This window comes from Sinimarinibacterium thermocellulolyticum (assembly GCF_040327995.1).
GTDB lineage: Bacteria > Pseudomonadota > Gammaproteobacteria > Nevskiales > Nevskiaceae > Solimonas > Solimonas thermocellulolyticum.
This window is the reverse complement of sequence record NZ_JBEPIJ010000005.1, coordinates 163,730-176,272: the sequence shown is the minus strand read 5'-3', so window position 1 is coordinate 176,272 and position 12,543 is coordinate 163,730. Positions and strand designations below refer to the sequence as shown.

16 protein-coding genes and 1 pseudogene are annotated in these 12,543 nt (G+C 67.7%); 4 read left to right on the top strand and 13 right to left on the bottom strand.

Features of this window, described 5'->3' with window-relative positions:
- Positions 1–38: 38 nt before the first annotated feature.
- The 12 genes and pseudogenes from ABSH63_RS06495 to ABSH63_RS06440 all read right to left on the bottom strand — a co-directional run bounded on the left by ABSH63_RS06495 (position 39) and on the right by ABSH63_RS06440 (position 8,080).
- Entirely contained in the window at positions 39–1,076 is a 1,038-nt protein-coding gene (locus tag ABSH63_RS06495; RefSeq protein WP_352888447.1) for an L-threonylcarbamoyladenylate synthase, read from the bottom strand.
- Positions 1,073–1,771, bottom strand: a complete 699-nt coding sequence (gene bioD / locus ABSH63_RS06490) for a dethiobiotin synthase (RefSeq protein WP_352888445.1) — start codon at positions 1,769–1,771, stop codon at positions 1,073–1,075. The genes ABSH63_RS06495 and bioD overlap by 4 nt, the downstream gene beginning before the upstream one ends.
- A gap of 25 nt (positions 1,772–1,796) precedes the next feature.
- Positions 1,797–2,049 (bottom strand): annotated as a pseudogene (locus tag ABSH63_RS06485) (TFIIB-type zinc ribbon-containing protein).
- 16 nt (positions 2,050–2,065) lie between these two features.
- Positions 2,066–2,926, bottom strand: a complete 861-nt coding sequence (locus ABSH63_RS06480; protein ID WP_352888443.1) for a DUF6671 family protein — start codon at positions 2,924–2,926, stop codon at positions 2,066–2,068.
- A 305-nt stretch (positions 2,927–3,231) separates the two neighbouring features.
- On the bottom strand, positions 3,232–3,867 hold the full coding sequence (locus ABSH63_RS06475; RefSeq protein WP_352888442.1) for a Tll0287-like domain-containing protein: 636 nt from the start codon (positions 3,865–3,867) through the stop codon (positions 3,232–3,234).
- A 100-nt stretch (positions 3,868–3,967) separates the two neighbouring features.
- Positions 3,968–4,630: a DUF2490 domain-containing protein gene (locus ABSH63_RS06470; protein WP_352888440.1), complete on the bottom strand. Its 663-nt coding sequence runs from the start codon at positions 4,628–4,630 to the stop codon at positions 3,968–3,970.
- A 139-nt stretch (positions 4,631–4,769) separates the two neighbouring features.
- Positions 4,770–5,678: a protease HtpX gene (gene htpX / locus ABSH63_RS06465; RefSeq protein WP_352888438.1), complete on the bottom strand. Its 909-nt coding sequence runs from the start codon at positions 5,676–5,678 to the stop codon at positions 4,770–4,772.
- A complete protein-coding gene (locus tag ABSH63_RS06460; RefSeq protein WP_352888436.1) occupies positions 5,675–6,004 on the bottom strand; it encodes an HPF/RaiA family ribosome-associated protein in 330 nt (109 codons plus the stop codon). Before ABSH63_RS06460 ends, htpX begins: the two co-directional genes overlap by 4 nt.
- A 2-nt stretch (positions 6,005–6,006) precedes the next feature.
- Positions 6,007–6,219 (bottom strand): hypothetical protein, encoded by a 213-nt coding sequence (locus ABSH63_RS06455; protein ID WP_352888434.1) that lies wholly within the window; start codon positions 6,217–6,219, stop codon positions 6,007–6,009.
- A complete protein-coding gene (locus ABSH63_RS06450; protein WP_352888433.1) occupies positions 6,219–6,698 on the bottom strand; it encodes a hypothetical protein in 480 nt (159 codons plus the stop codon). Before ABSH63_RS06450 ends, ABSH63_RS06455 begins: the two co-directional genes overlap by 1 nt.
- Before the next feature lie 28 nt (positions 6,699–6,726).
- Positions 6,727–7,389 (bottom strand): OmpW/AlkL family protein, encoded by a 663-nt coding sequence (locus ABSH63_RS06445; protein WP_352888432.1) that lies wholly within the window; start codon positions 7,387–7,389, stop codon positions 6,727–6,729.
- Positions 7,390–7,474: 85 nt separating this feature from the next.
- On the bottom strand, positions 7,475–8,080 hold the full coding sequence (locus ABSH63_RS06440; protein WP_352888430.1) for a metal-independent carbonic anhydrase family protein: 606 nt from the start codon (positions 8,078–8,080) through the stop codon (positions 7,475–7,477).
- A gap of 209 nt (positions 8,081–8,289) precedes the next feature.
- On the opposite strand from ABSH63_RS06440, the gene ABSH63_RS06435 reads away from it, so the two are divergent.
- From ABSH63_RS06435 to ABSH63_RS06420, 4 genes are all read left to right on the top strand, one after another.
- On the top strand, positions 8,290–8,700 hold the full coding sequence (locus ABSH63_RS06435; RefSeq protein WP_352888429.1) for a diacylglycerol kinase: 411 nt from the start codon (positions 8,290–8,292) through the stop codon (positions 8,698–8,700).
- Positions 8,697–9,485: a helix-turn-helix transcriptional regulator gene (locus tag ABSH63_RS06430; protein WP_352888427.1), complete on the top strand. Its 789-nt coding sequence runs from the start codon at positions 8,697–8,699 to the stop codon at positions 9,483–9,485. The genes ABSH63_RS06435 and ABSH63_RS06430 overlap by 4 nt, the downstream gene beginning before the upstream one ends.
- 140 nt (positions 9,486–9,625) lie before the next feature.
- Positions 9,626–11,392: a hybrid sensor histidine kinase/response regulator gene (locus tag ABSH63_RS06425; RefSeq protein ID WP_352888426.1), complete on the top strand. Its 1,767-nt coding sequence runs from the start codon at positions 9,626–9,628 to the stop codon at positions 11,390–11,392.
- Positions 11,389–11,934 (top strand): response regulator, encoded by a 546-nt coding sequence (locus ABSH63_RS06420; RefSeq protein WP_352888425.1) that lies wholly within the window; start codon positions 11,389–11,391, stop codon positions 11,932–11,934. Before ABSH63_RS06425 ends, ABSH63_RS06420 begins: the two co-directional genes overlap by 4 nt.
- Before the next feature lie 73 nt (positions 11,935–12,007).
- On the opposite strand, the gene ABSH63_RS06415 is transcribed toward ABSH63_RS06420, so the two are convergent.
- On the bottom strand, positions 12,008–12,541 hold the full coding sequence (locus ABSH63_RS06415) for a pseudouridine synthase (RefSeq protein ID WP_352888424.1): 534 nt from the start codon (positions 12,539–12,541) through the stop codon (positions 12,008–12,010).
- Positions 12,542–12,543: the final 2 nt, after the last annotated feature.

Genomic DNA, 12,543 nt, shown 5'->3' with positions numbered 1-12,543 from the left:
CCGGCGCCGGGGCGGTCGGTCTGGGCTCGCAGACCATATCAAGACTCCGTGGCCGATTCGCGGCTTACCGGCGCCGACACGTCTCCCGATCCAGCGGCGCGCCGCAGGCGATCGCGCAAGGCGAGGCCAAGCCCGATGGCGGGTGGCAGCACTGCGACGAGGACATCGAGCCCCAGGTGGTCCGCCTCGCGCAGCCGGCAATAGAGCGCCCGGGCTTGCTCTTCGCCCGTTTCGGGCAGCGACAGCCAGGCCACGGAAGCTTCCAAAGTCGGCGGTCGCCAGCCGGACAACAGGCCGACGCGCATGCCCAGAGCCCACCAGTGCTCTACGACCTGAACGGCCTGCGCACCGCTCGTCAGCACCACGCGGGCCAAGGGTGCGTAGTGCGAGACCTCGCAACCCGGCGCGCGCACCGCGCCTCCGGGGATCGGCGAAAACGACGCGCCCAGCACCTCCATCAGCTGACGCTTGGTGATCGGGCCCGGGCGAAGGATGCGTGCCCGATCCCCCGTCACGTCCACGATGGTGGACTCGATGCCGACCGCACAGGGCCCCCCGTCCAGAACCAGATCCACCGCCGCGCCCAGCTCCTCGCGCACATGCTCGGCCCGCGTCGGACTCACCCGGCCATAGCGATTGGCCGAGGGTGCGGCGATGCCTCCGTCGAAGGCACGCAGCAGCGCGAGCGCCAGCGGGTGAGCCGGCACACGCAGCGCCACGGTGTCCAGCCCACCCGTGACCGCGTCCGGCACGCCGGCGGCGCGCGGCAGAATCATGGTCAGTGGCCCCGGCCAGAACTTGCGCGCCAGGCGTCGGGCAACGCGCGGCACTTCGCACGCCCAGTCGCGCAACTGCGCGGCGTCGGCCAGATGCACGATCAATGGATGGTCGGCAGGGCGGCCCTTGGCGGCGAAGATGCGCGCGACGGCGGCCGGATTGCGCGCATCGGCACCCAGCCCGTACACCGTCTCGGTCGGAAAGGCGACCAGTCCGCCGTCGCGCAGGCGCGTCACCGCTTCGATGAGCGGGTTTGCCGGCGCCATCCCGTCCCGCTGCGCGGGCGGTTCGGCCCTCATGGCGCGCTCCATTGCGCTGCCAGCGTGATCAGTCTGTCCGCTTCCCGGTGCCAGGCCATGGCGCCGCAGTGCGACGAATGCGGCATCCGCAGCACCGGGCAGCGCAGCCAGCGTGCCAGGTCTTCGGCGTTGTCCATGCCCCCGTCGTCCATCCGCGGGACCGGTTGATTCAACACCAGACCCGCCAGCGCGAGCCCGCGGATGCGGATGGCCTCCACCGTCAGCAGCGTGTGGTTCAGTGCGCCCAACCGGTCTGCGGCCACGACCAGCACGGGCAACCCGAGGCCGCCGGCCAGATCGGCGTTGAGCGCGCCCTGTGCCATGGGCGAATAGAAGCCACCGGCACCCTCCACGAGCAGGAAGTCCCCGGCGCCCACGTCGGCCCGGCAGGCTTCGTACAGCATGCCGAGGCTCAGCGGCAGGCCTTCCAGCCGCGCCGCGCGCTCGGGGGACAGCGGCGCGCGCAGCCGATACCGGCAGACCCGATCGAGCGGATCCGCACCACCAGCCGCTTCGCGCAGGGTCATCGCATCCTGCGGCACGAGGCCGTGGGGCCCCTGCGCACAGCCGGATTCCACCGGCTTGCGTGGCCGCACCCTCAGGCCACTGCGGCTGAGGTGCCAGGCGAGCGCGGCTCCGATTCGCGTCTTGCCGACGCCGGTATCCGTGCCAGTGATAAAGACACCTTGCTTCATCGCGGACCTCCGCATGGCAGCGCATTCAGAAATCGAAGAGTTCCCCGAGCAGGGACTTGCGCCGCTTCGGATAGCGCTCGTCCCGATACCCGGGGGCGATGGCGTTCCGGGCCGCGATCCCGCGCCGGCTCTGGCGCGGGTGGATCGGCGCGCTCGATCAGACGGTCGAGTTCGCCGCGGTCCAGCCAGATGCCGCGGTACTGCGGGCAGTAGTCAATCTCGACGCCCTGACGGGCGGTCATGGACAGGTTCACTTCCTTGCAGGCGGGACATTTCATGGCGGCGCTCAGGGGGTCAGGGATTGCAGGAGTCGCAGCGGCTGGGGTCGGCCTCGCTGCGATCGGTGCAGGGCCGGCTGATGCGCTGTGGGCACTTCACGCAGCCGAGAATCTCGGCCAGGGTTTCCCGAGTCGGCGCACCGCAGTCCGAACAGCGCAGACCAGGCGCCCGGTCCACGAGCCAGAAGCCGGGGGCGCCACAGGCTGGACAGGCCGATTGGAGGCGCGCTGCAAGGTTCTCCGCCGCCGCGCGGATCACGTGCTGGCGCGTCGGGTTGGCGTGCGCACGAACATCGGTTTCCAGCAAGACCCGCCCTGTTGCGGATTCACGCCGGGCCGACACGAAGGCCGATTCCAGTTCCGCCCAGGCTGCCAGACCTTTGCGGATGCGCGGATCGTTGGCCGCGTCGGGGCGGATTACCATCTGGTGCGAGGGGAATCTCCAGCGCCGGGTAAAGGTGCTGGCCTTTGCCCAATCGCCGGTGAGCACTTGGCCAAAGTGGGCCTCACCTTGTGCCCATCCCACGATCTCCAGCACCCGATCGTCATCGATCCAGATCAGACACTCCACGTTCCACGGGAACATGCCGATCATCGGCTCCAGCCCGAACGACCCCTCGCTGGCCAGCCCGAGTGACAGGCCCGACAGCGTCATCCCGATGCGCGCCTTGCGCCGCGCAGCCTCGATCTGGCTGCCGGCCCTCGGAATCTCGCGGGTGAAGGTGCCGAGCCGATCGGTGTCATAGCCGCTCACTCGCTGTACGCGGCAGCCGAGCGCGGCTTCCAGCACCGGCCCTATGACCTGCTCCTTGCCGTGCTGGGTCAGCAAGGCCGCTGTGCGGTCTCGGTAGCCGACGGATCTCATCAACCCGTTCACGACCCCGACCCCTCCGTCGCCGACTTCTTGGGCAGGAACGGGTAGGCGCCCCCACCCTTGCCAGGTGGCGGGATGTAGAGCGACGGCAGCCCAGATGCGACCACGTCCAGCCCACGAACAGAAAGGACACCGCACCCCAGACCATCGACCAGAGCTCCGCTTCGCGCATCGAAGCCTTGTGCGCGCCCTGACGGTTGAGCGCGAAGAAATCGAGCGCCAGCCACCAGCACGAACAGTCCGAACAGGGACCACATCAAAGGAGTGCCCATGGTCGTCATCGTCAGGATTCCAGTTGTATGGTGGAGTCAGGGACGTTCCGCGCCGGGAACCGATGGCTGCCGGGGAACCGTCGCGCGGTCGGAGGCGATCCGGCTCAGCGAGAACGCCCCGCGCAGCTCGCCCAGCCGGTAGCCGGTGGCCGTGTCGTCGGGGTAGTGGCTGGCGAGCGCCGCGCGCAGCGTCTCGGGCTGGCCGGCAGGGTCGCCGTGACAGGCCAGACAGCTCGCCTGGGTGGGGATAGCCCGCAGATAGCGCTCGAAGCGACCCTGCGGTGCCTCGACCGTGACGCGAAGGCTCAGTGTCTCGACAGCCTCACCCTGTGCCAATCGAAGCGCAAACTCTGCAAGCCGCTCCTGCTCCCAGGCATCTGGCACGCCAAGCGCCGTATTGCGGGCACGGGTGCCGATACGCCGCACCTGCCAACCGGTCTCCTGCGACAGTCGCGTTGCGATGGCGGGGGCCAGGTCCTTGCAGATACTGATAGCAGCCGCCGGCCCGCCGGCCTGCATCGCAGCCTTCAACTGTCCGCCAAGTTCCTGCTGATAGCGGATGGTGATGGCTTGCGGGTCGGTGGCAGGGGTGAGGGGTGGCGGCGACAGCCAGGCCATGTCGCCGGAGAGTAGTAAGCCCTCGAACAGGTTGCGTAGAAATCCATCCCACATGGTCAGGGTCCCGGTCGTGGAGTGCCGGTTTGTGCGGACACGGCGTGGGGCAGAACGGTGACGTTCTCAACACGGATGGCTTTGCTCATGATGATCGGCATCAAAGTGAAAACTCGACGCCGATGACGGGCGCGTGGCCGACGGTGTCTGGGCGGCGGTCTCTGATGTCCTGCTGGCGCAGATAGGCCGCACTCACCGATAGCCGAGGGTTGATCTCGTACCCGAAGCCGATCTGTGTCCGCAGGCCGGTGATCCCCGTGTCTCCGCCGTCGCTGGTGCTGCGAAGGGTCAGAAACAGTTCGGCATCGGTCTTGAACTGGAGACGCTGATCTTCAGTGACGGGCAGCGCCAATCCCAAGCGTGGTCGCAGGCGAAGGCCGGTGCTGTCGGCGCTCTCGACGAATCGCTGTTCAAGACGCAGTCTCGTGCGGAGGATGCCGTGACGGGTCGAAAGCTGCTGAATCAGCCGCGTCTCGTGCGCGGCACCATCATTGATCCGGCGCTCAAGTGCAGCGCCGAGGGTCACATTGCTCGCAAGGGCCTGGTTGAGCCACAGGCGGGCAAAGTAGGTATCAGGACGGCCGTCCGCTTCACGCCTGAAGCGTTGTGCCGTTTCCAGTTCCACTCCTGTGTCTTCATCCAGATCCAGCGACACCGACGGGTTGAACCAGTACTCGGCGGCTTCGTCGGCCGCCGAGGCGGTGTGCGGAGTCAATGCAAGAGTGCTCAGAAGTGTGATTGCAGCGCAGATTCTCATGGTCATCCTCGTAGGGCAGTGTGGTGCTGTCGGCTGAGTGGGGAGCCTTGCGCGCGCTGGCGGCCGAGGGCGAAGAAGTCGAGCGCCGGCGCCACCCGCGCAAACAGTCCGAACCGCATCCACGTCGGCGGGGTGCCGATCGTCATCACTCTCTGTTCTCCCGGCAAAGCTCGGGCATCGGTCCCGTTACCTGAAGCGCTGCAATCCGCTCTTCCAGCGGCGGATGGCTCATGAACAGCCGTCGGATGCCGGCACCGGCTCCGCCGGCAATGCCGAATGCCGCCAGACCCCTGGGAAGGGGCTGCTGGGAGACGGCGGCCAGGCGCCGCAACGCCGCAATCATGTTCTGCCGGCCGGCGAGTTCGGCACCTCCCCTATCGGCGCGGAACTCCCGTTGGCGCGAGAACCATAGCACGATCAGCGAGGCGAGCGCGCCCAGCACCAGCTCGGCGGCAATCATCGTCAGCCAGAACGCCGGACCCTGACCGCTCTCGGTTCGGAAGATCACCCGATCCACAAATTGCCCGACCACGCGCGCCAGCACGATCACGAAGGTGTTGATCACGCCCTGGATCAGGGCCAGCGTCACCATGTCGCCGTTGGCGACGTGCGCGACTTCGTGGCCCAGAACCGCCTCGGCCTCCTCGGCGGTCATCTGCTGCAACAGTCCCGTCGAGACCGCCACCAGTGCCTGGTTGCGGTTCATGCCGGTGGCGAAGGCGTTGACCTGTGGCGAGTCATAGACCGCGACCTCCGGTGCATCGATCCCGGCAGCGCGCGCCTGGCGCTGCACGGTCTGCACCAACCACCGCTCGCTGCGGGTCTGCGGATGGGTGATGACGACGGCGCCCACCGCGCGCTTGGCCATCCATTTCGACAGCGCCAGCGACAACAGGGAGCCACCCATGCCGATCACGGCGGCGAAGATCAGCAGCGACTCCAGATTCAGGCCGCTTGCCGTGAGATGTCCAGGCACGCCCAGCGCATTGAGTGCGATGGACAGCACCAGCACGATGGCCAGGTTGGTGCCGAGAAACAGCAGGGTGCGTTTCATCCCGACGCGCCCTCGCGGCGGTAACGGCGCTGCTTCGCCAGCCGCCGCGTCACGGACTGAGCGGCCCGCTCGCTGGCCTGATCGACGGCCGCATACAGATCGTCGCGGGTATCCTCGATGACCACTTCGGGCTGCCGCTCAAGCTGCACGCGGAGCTGGCAGCGCTTGTCGGGGCCGCCGCGTGGGCCGTTCACGTCGGACAGGTGGACGACGACCCGCTTGACCCGCGCGGCGATACGGTTGAAGGCGAAGCGCAGGCGTTGCCTGATGTGCTGACGCAGTCCCTCTGTCAGCGGGAATCCCTTCGATCGGGTTTCGATTTGCATAGTCATGCCCTTCCCGCGTAAGTAAAGCTGCGGACGTCCTCCCGCCGGTCGCTGCGGCGCACCTGGGTATCGGCAGGCAGGCTCAAGGGTTCCGAGACCGGTACCTTGACCGGCCAGGAAGCCCGGCCGGTCCGGATGTCCTCGACGCCGGCCTGAATCGGCCCGCGAAAAGCGGCGGCCCAGACGGCCGCCGCCTGCGCGATCGCGCGGACCATCAGCTCGCGCTCGCGTGGTCGAGCGAAGGCTTGAAGTGCAGCTCGAAATGCTCGATATGGCTGATATAGAAGCCGTCATCCATCGGCACCTTGATGTAGCGATGCATCAGCTCACAGTTGCCGGTGGGCTTGATGTGGTGATGCCGGAATACCCAGCGGCCGCGATCCTGCACGGTGGCGCAGACCACGCGCCTGCCGTCGGCGTCGAACACCACTTCGGAACGCTCGCGGTCGTAGCGGAGTCCTGGCACGGCTACGCGGTGGTGGTCCGAGGTCTCGCTCACCGCGTAGTGAAAATCCACTTCCACCCATGCGCGGCCGAGTTCGGGGTTGATGACGAACTTCTTCGATTTCGACGCCTCTGCGGCCCCCACTGGCGTCTTGAAGATGCGCGTTCCGTCATCCGCCGCCTGGACGGCCGGCAGGACCAGGCCCAGGCCAAGCGCCAGAACGGCGGCTGTCGATAGTCTCGAGATCATCGTAGTGACTCCTTCAAACGGGCGTGGCTTAGAAGCGATAGCCGAGGTTCAGGCTATAGACGATCGGATCGATGTTGACCGTGCCGATGCTCTGCCCATCCACCGTCGCGTCGGAATCGATGTCGATGAAGCGGGCATCGAGACCCACGCGCCACTGCGGGTTGAGCGGCACGTCCACGCCGAGCTGCGCAGCCAGACCGAAGGAGTCGTCCATCTCCAGCTTGTTGCCGCTGCTGAGGCGCTCTTCCATGAAGAAGGTGTAGTTGAGGCCAAGGCCGACGAAGGGCTGAACCTTTGCCTGCGGCAGGAAGTGGTACTGCAGCGTGACCGTCGGTGGCAGATGCTTGGTGCTGCCGGCCTCGGCGCCGTTGATCGAGAAGTCGTGCTTGAAAGGCAGCGCGCCGAGCACGTCCACCGCCCAGTTCGGGCTGAAGTAATAGGCGACGTTGAGGCTGGGGCCGAACTGGCTGTCCACTGCGATGTTGCCGGCACTGAGCTGGCCGTTGTCGGATTTGGGCTCGATCTGACTCAGACCGCCGCGCACCAGCCAGGGGCTGTCGCCGGCGGCTTGCGCCATCGGGGTCTGCAGGGTGGCGGCGGCGCCGAGGACGGCGATGGACAGCGCGAGCGGGGTATGGCGCGTTCGGAGCGCGGGCGCGCAGGTTTTCGGCGTGGTGATGCGAGTGTTCATGATCAGTTTCCGGTAGTTCCCGGCTCGCGGCGCTGCGAGTGCAGCGCCGCGCCGGGCGATTGCTGGGGATGGTTGGGTTCGGGCCTTACTTGGTGACCGGCAGCGAGGAGTGGTGCAGGACGATGCGCAGGGCGCCCTTGTCGTCACGCACATAGCCCCAGGTCTTGTCCACCGTCGTGACCTTGCCGCTCTTGTCGGTGATGCTGACGTTGCCCATCGACAGCGCGGTGTCGCCGTGCAGCTGGATGGCAACGTTGCGGATCTCCACCGAGCGCCAGCCCTTGAGGGCAAAGCCGGTATCGGCGGGATAGCTCTTGTTGTCACCGACGAAGTAGGCCAGCGCGCCTTCCTTGGTGGTGCGGAAGGTCTGCGGCGCCGTGGTCAGGGTCGGCTTGAACAGCACCGGGCCGAACTGGTAGCCGTAGGCCGCGTCGAGCACGGCGTTCGCGGTGGCCTTGGCCTTGGCGATGCCGCCGGTCTCGAAGTCCTTCGAGATTTGCACCAGGGCTTCGCCCCAGGCGCGCTGGGCGGCGAGCACCTCGGCTTCGGTGATGTTGCTGGTCACCACGGGCGCGGGGCTGCCCGTGTGCTTGGCCACGGTGGACTGCGCCAGCGCGGCGCCGGAAAGGCCGAGGCCACCGGCAAGGGCGAGGCCGAGAACCAGATTACGGCGGGTGAGAGTCTGCATCATGAGAGGTCTCCGGAAAGTCGAAGTCCGTTAGTGGACAGCGGCAGTGTTCCCGGACGGCCCTCTCGGTCCATCGGCGATCTGGCATAGCACGTGATATGCCATTTGCCATATCATCGGCGCATGGGAACGATGAATCGCGTGCTCTGGCGCGCAAGCGGGCCTGCGCAACGCTCGGCCGGCCGAGCCGGCTTTCTGCCAGAGCGCGCGGCATGAGGAACAAGTTTCTGGGCACCGGCGAGCCCGGCTACCGTCCACTCCGAAAACTGGCGGTGATTCTCTCGGGCCTGCGTTACGCCGTGCTGCACGACTTCAGCGTGCTGTACAAGGTCGTGCTGTCGGCCGCGATGCTGATCGTCGCGCTGGGGTTGCGCGACTGGGTGGATGCGGCCCTGATCATGCTGGCCACCGGCCTGGTGGTGTCAGCGGAGCTGTTCAACACCGCCATCGAGGCGCTGTGCGACTTCGTCGAGGCCCGTCATAACGACAAGATCGGAATCATCAAGGACATCGCGGCGGCCGCGACGGGCATGGTGATCTTGGCCTGGTGGATCGTGCTTGCGGTCGAGGTGGTCCGACTCTGGCCGCGGTTGGCCGCCCTCCTGTCCGGGGCTTCGCCTTGAGCGCCTCGGCGCGTCCCAAGCCGTCCGTCGATTCGGCGGCCACCTCCGCCCGCGTCCTGCGCGAGCGTTTTCGTAACGCCGAGGGCGATGCCGGACGGCTGCGCTTGCTTGAGGCCACGGCCTTGGCTTTCGCCGAGGAAAGCAGCCTCAAGAGCGCCCTGGCGGCGGCGCTGGCGCAGGGCCTGCGCTTCCTGACCGCGGACTGCGGCCTGGTGCTGGGCCAGGACGGCGGCGCGCTCACCGTGCTGGCTGCGCACGGTGAGGTACTGCCGGTGGGTGCGCGTATCCCGGTCGGCGGCGTGCTCGCCGCGGTTCTGCGCCCATCCGCGCAACCGAGCTTGCGCGAGCACATCGAGAGCCGCCTGCGCGTGGGCCGCAGTCCGGAGGTGGCGTTCGAGTTGCTGTTGCCGCTGCGCCAGGGCGGCAGGGCGCACGGCGTGCTGGCGCTGATGAGCGAGCGGCGGCGACTGGCGCCCACCGCTGAAGACCTGCGCGCGCTTCAGGCGCTGGCGGCGCTGATCGCCACGGCGATCCAGCATCCGGCCGGCCCGCGCCCGCGGCTCGGCAAGCGTGAGGCCAGCGCCACTCTGGCCCAGCTCTCGCCGCGCGAGCAGCAGGTTCTGGCGCTCTTGCCGCGCGGCCTCAGCAATGCCGAGATCGCACAGCAGCTCGGCATCGCCACCGGCACCGCCAAGATCCACGTCGAGCGCATCCTGCACAAGCTGGGCGTCAGCGATCGCACGCAGGCGGCCGTCCGCGCCACCGTGTGGGGGTTCCGGGCATGAGATTCTCGATCCGGCGTTGGCAGGACTGGCCGCTCGCAGCCAAGAGCGCAGCGGCGGTCTCCGTTCCGCTGGCCTTGCTGCTGCTCGCCCTGGTGTTCAGCTACCGCATGCAGCAGCACATCAATGCCGCCGACGCCGAGGTGCGGCGCGCGCTGGCCATCCAGGCTGACATCCAGACGCTGCACAGCCTGATCGCCGAGGCCGCCATGGCGGTACGCGGCTATCTGCTGACGGGACGCGACGATTTCCTGAATCCCTACCGCCACGCGCAGCAGGCCTTGCCCGCCACGCTGGACTCGCTGCGCCGCCACGTCCGCGATCCGGTGGTGATGGCCTCACTCCGGCACATCGATGAACTCTGGCAGCGCAAGCAGGAGAGCCTGGAAGAACTGCGCATTGAGGGCCGCAGCCTGCCACCGGCCGACCTGCAGGCCCATCTCATCGGCAGCAAGGGCGTGCTCGACGAGCTGCGCACCGAGATCCAGATCACCTATGCGCGCGAGACCGAGCTGGTGCGCGAGTATTCCGCCGCGGCGCGACGGGCCTTCCTGCGCAATCTCTGGGTGGACTTCGTCACCAGCGCGCTGGTGCTGGCGAGCGGACTGGGGGCCTTCCTGCTACTGTTCAGCGGCGTCGTCCAGCGCGTGAAGCTGCTGGTGGTCAACGCCGAACGCCTGTCGCGCGGCGAGGCGCTGGAAACCCTGCCCAATGGCCGCGACGAACTGGGCCTGCTCGCAGAGCGCCTGCAGAACGCCAGCGTCCTGCTGGCCCGGCGCGCGGACGAGGCCCGGGCCGCCAGCCTGGCCAAGACCCAGTTCCTGTCCCGCACCAGCCACGAGCTGCGCACACCGCTCAACGCCATTCTTGGCTTCGCGCAACTGCTGGAGACCGACTTGCGCGGCAGCCCTCATTCACCGCAGCTGGAACATATTCTGGTGGCGGGACGACATCTGCTGACGCTGATCGACGAGGTGCTCGACATCGCCCGCATCGAGTCCGGCGATCTCAAGCTGAGCCTGGCCCCCCAGAGTCTGCACGAACTGGCGCAGGAAGCCACGGATCTGGTCACGCCGTTCGCACAGCGTCAGGGCATCGTCCTGCATCTGGTCCCGCCGTTCGCGGACGTGGCCGCGCTGGCCGACCGCCAGCGCCTGCGCCAGGTGCTGATCAACCTGCTGTCCAACGCCATCAAATATAACCGGCCGGGGGGCGAGGTGTTCCTCGGCGTGCGGCTGGAATCCGATCAGGTCTGGATCAGCATCCGCGACACCGGCATCGGCATTCGGCCGGAACTGCTGCCCCGGCTGTTTGCGCCCTTCGAGCGCCTCGACGCCGAACACGCCGGCGTGGAGGGCACCGGGCTGGGCCTGGCGGTGTCGCGGCAACTCATGCGGTGCATGGGTGGTGACATTGAAGTGCAGAGCACGCCCGGTGTCGGCAGCGTGTTCTCGCTGCGGCTGGCTCGCGCCCGGCGCGCCGCCGACGCGCCTCCCGCAGCGACGTCCGCCGCCCCCGCTACGAATACCTCGCAGCCCAACGACATGCGGCCAGTGCTGGTGATCGAGGACAACGCTTCCAACCTGGCCCTGATGCAGGCGCTGATCGCGCGCCGACCGCAGTGGCGCATGGTCGCCGCCCGCGACGGCGAGGCCGGGCTGCGTGAGGCGCGTGCCGAGCCGCCCGCACTGATCCTGCTCGACCTCAACCTGTCCGGACGCAGCGGCGAATCGGTACTGGCCGAACTGCGCGCCGACCCGGCATTCCGGGAAACGCCAGTCGTCGTCGTCAGCGCCGACGCCCTGCCGGAGACCATCGAGCGCCTGCGCGCTGCAGGTGCCAACGACTATCTGACCAAGCCGCTGGAAGTGGCCCGCTTCCTCGCCTTGCTGGACCGGATCGCCGCATGAACGACGACGAACTGCTCGCCTCACGCATCCTGATCGTGGACGATCAGCCCGCCAACCTGCGCCTGCTCGAAGACCTGCTGGGCCGTGAGGGCTTCACCAACGTGGTCAGCACGACCGAGCCGGAGCAGGTGCTTGATCTCTTCACGGCCTTCGATCCGGATCTGGTGCTGCTGGACCTGATGATGCCGGGCCTGTCCGGCTACGCCGTGCTGGAGCAGCTGGAACGGCAGCGACCAGCGGATGACTATCGTCCGGTGCTGGTGCTCACCGCCGACGCCACCAGTCAGGCCAGGCAACGCGCGCTGTCGCTGGGGGCCAAGGACTTCCTCACCAAGCCCTTCGACCCTATTGAAGCAATGCTGCGGGTCTGGAACCTGCTGGAGACCCGGCTTTTGTACAAGCGACTACGACGGCTCGTGCCGCAGTCGTCCCTGCTTCCACAGCGGGCACGGGCGCTCGGACAGGTGCAGGAGGGCGAGGTCGCGAATCAGCATGCGACTTCGCCGCTTCCGGGCGCGACCGGCGCGGCCAGGAAAAAATAACAAAACCCGCCTGTCTGTCGATCAAGCCTATTCATGCTCGCCGGGAGCGCAACAAATTCCGCCTGGTTATCGATCAGCCCCCCTCGTGCGCCTCGGCGATCAGCGACTCGAAACGCGCCATACCGTCGTCGAGTTCGACACCGGTGGTCAGGCGCTGCACCATCCCGGCATCGACCTCACCGTGTACGCGCACGGCGTACTCGCGCGCGATCCCGAAACTCGGGTGCATCAGGCGGCGCGCCAGCTCGCCGTTGTTGGTCAGCAGCAGCAAGCCGGAGGTGTTAACGTCGAGCCGGCCGACGGCGATCCAGCGGCTGGCGTTGAGCTGCGGCAGCTTGCGGAACACCGTGCGCCGACCTTCGGGATCATCGCGTGTGACCACTTCGCCGACCTGCTTTTTGTAGATCAGCACGCGCGTCGGGTCGGGCTTGCGCTGCAAGCCGATTGGCCGACCATCGACGCGGATCTTGTCGTCGTGGTCGACGCGTTGACCGATCTCGGCGGGGCGGCCGTTGACGAGTACGCGCCCCTCGCCGATCAGCCGCTCGATCTCTCGACGCGACGCCACCCCGGCCGCGGCCAGCAGCTTATGGATGCGTTCGGCCATGG

What these genes read in the sequence shown, in the direction of transcription:
- ABSH63_RS06450 (WP_352888433.1), bottom strand. Translation starts at nt 6,698, where the DNA reads ATGATCTCGAGACTATCGACAGCCGCCGTTCTGGCGCTTGGCCTGGGC.
- ABSH63_RS06495 (WP_352888447.1), bottom strand. Translation starts at nt 1,076, where the DNA reads ATGAGGGCCGAACCGCCCGCGCAGCGGGACGGGATGGCGCCGGCAAAC.
- ABSH63_RS06460 (WP_352888436.1), bottom strand. Translation starts at nt 6,004, where the DNA reads ATGCAAATCGAAACCCGATCGAAGGGATTCCCGCTGACAGAGGGACTG.
- ABSH63_RS06435 (WP_352888429.1), top strand. Translation starts at nt 8,290, where the DNA reads ATGAGGAACAAGTTTCTGGGCACCGGCGAGCCCGGCTACCGTCCACTC.
- bioD (WP_352888445.1), bottom strand. Translation starts at nt 1,771, where the DNA reads ATGAAGCAAGGTGTCTTTATCACTGGCACGGATACCGGCGTCGGCAAG.
- ABSH63_RS06455 (WP_352888434.1), bottom strand. Translation starts at nt 6,219, where the DNA reads ATGGTCCGCGCGATCGCGCAGGCGGCGGCCGTCTGGGCCGCCGCTTTT.
- ABSH63_RS06415 (WP_352888424.1), bottom strand. Translation starts at nt 12,541, where the DNA reads ATGGCCGAACGCATCCATAAGCTGCTGGCCGCGGCCGGGGTGGCGTCG.
- ABSH63_RS06420 (WP_352888425.1), top strand. Translation starts at nt 11,389, where the DNA reads ATGAACGACGACGAACTGCTCGCCTCACGCATCCTGATCGTGGACGAT.
- ABSH63_RS06475 (WP_352888442.1), bottom strand. Translation starts at nt 3,867, where the DNA reads ATGTGGGATGGATTTCTACGCAACCTGTTCGAGGGCTTACTACTCTCC.
- htpX (WP_352888438.1), bottom strand. Translation starts at nt 5,678, where the DNA reads ATGAAACGCACCCTGCTGTTTCTCGGCACCAACCTGGCCATCGTGCTG.
- ABSH63_RS06440 (WP_352888430.1), bottom strand. Translation starts at nt 8,080, where the DNA reads ATGATGCAGACTCTCACCCGCCGTAATCTGGTTCTCGGCCTCGCCCTT.
- ABSH63_RS06445 (WP_352888432.1), bottom strand. Translation starts at nt 7,389, where the DNA reads ATGAACACTCGCATCACCACGCCGAAAACCTGCGCGCCCGCGCTCCGA.
- ABSH63_RS06470 (WP_352888440.1), bottom strand. Translation starts at nt 4,630, where the DNA reads ATGACCATGAGAATCTGCGCTGCAATCACACTTCTGAGCACTCTTGCA.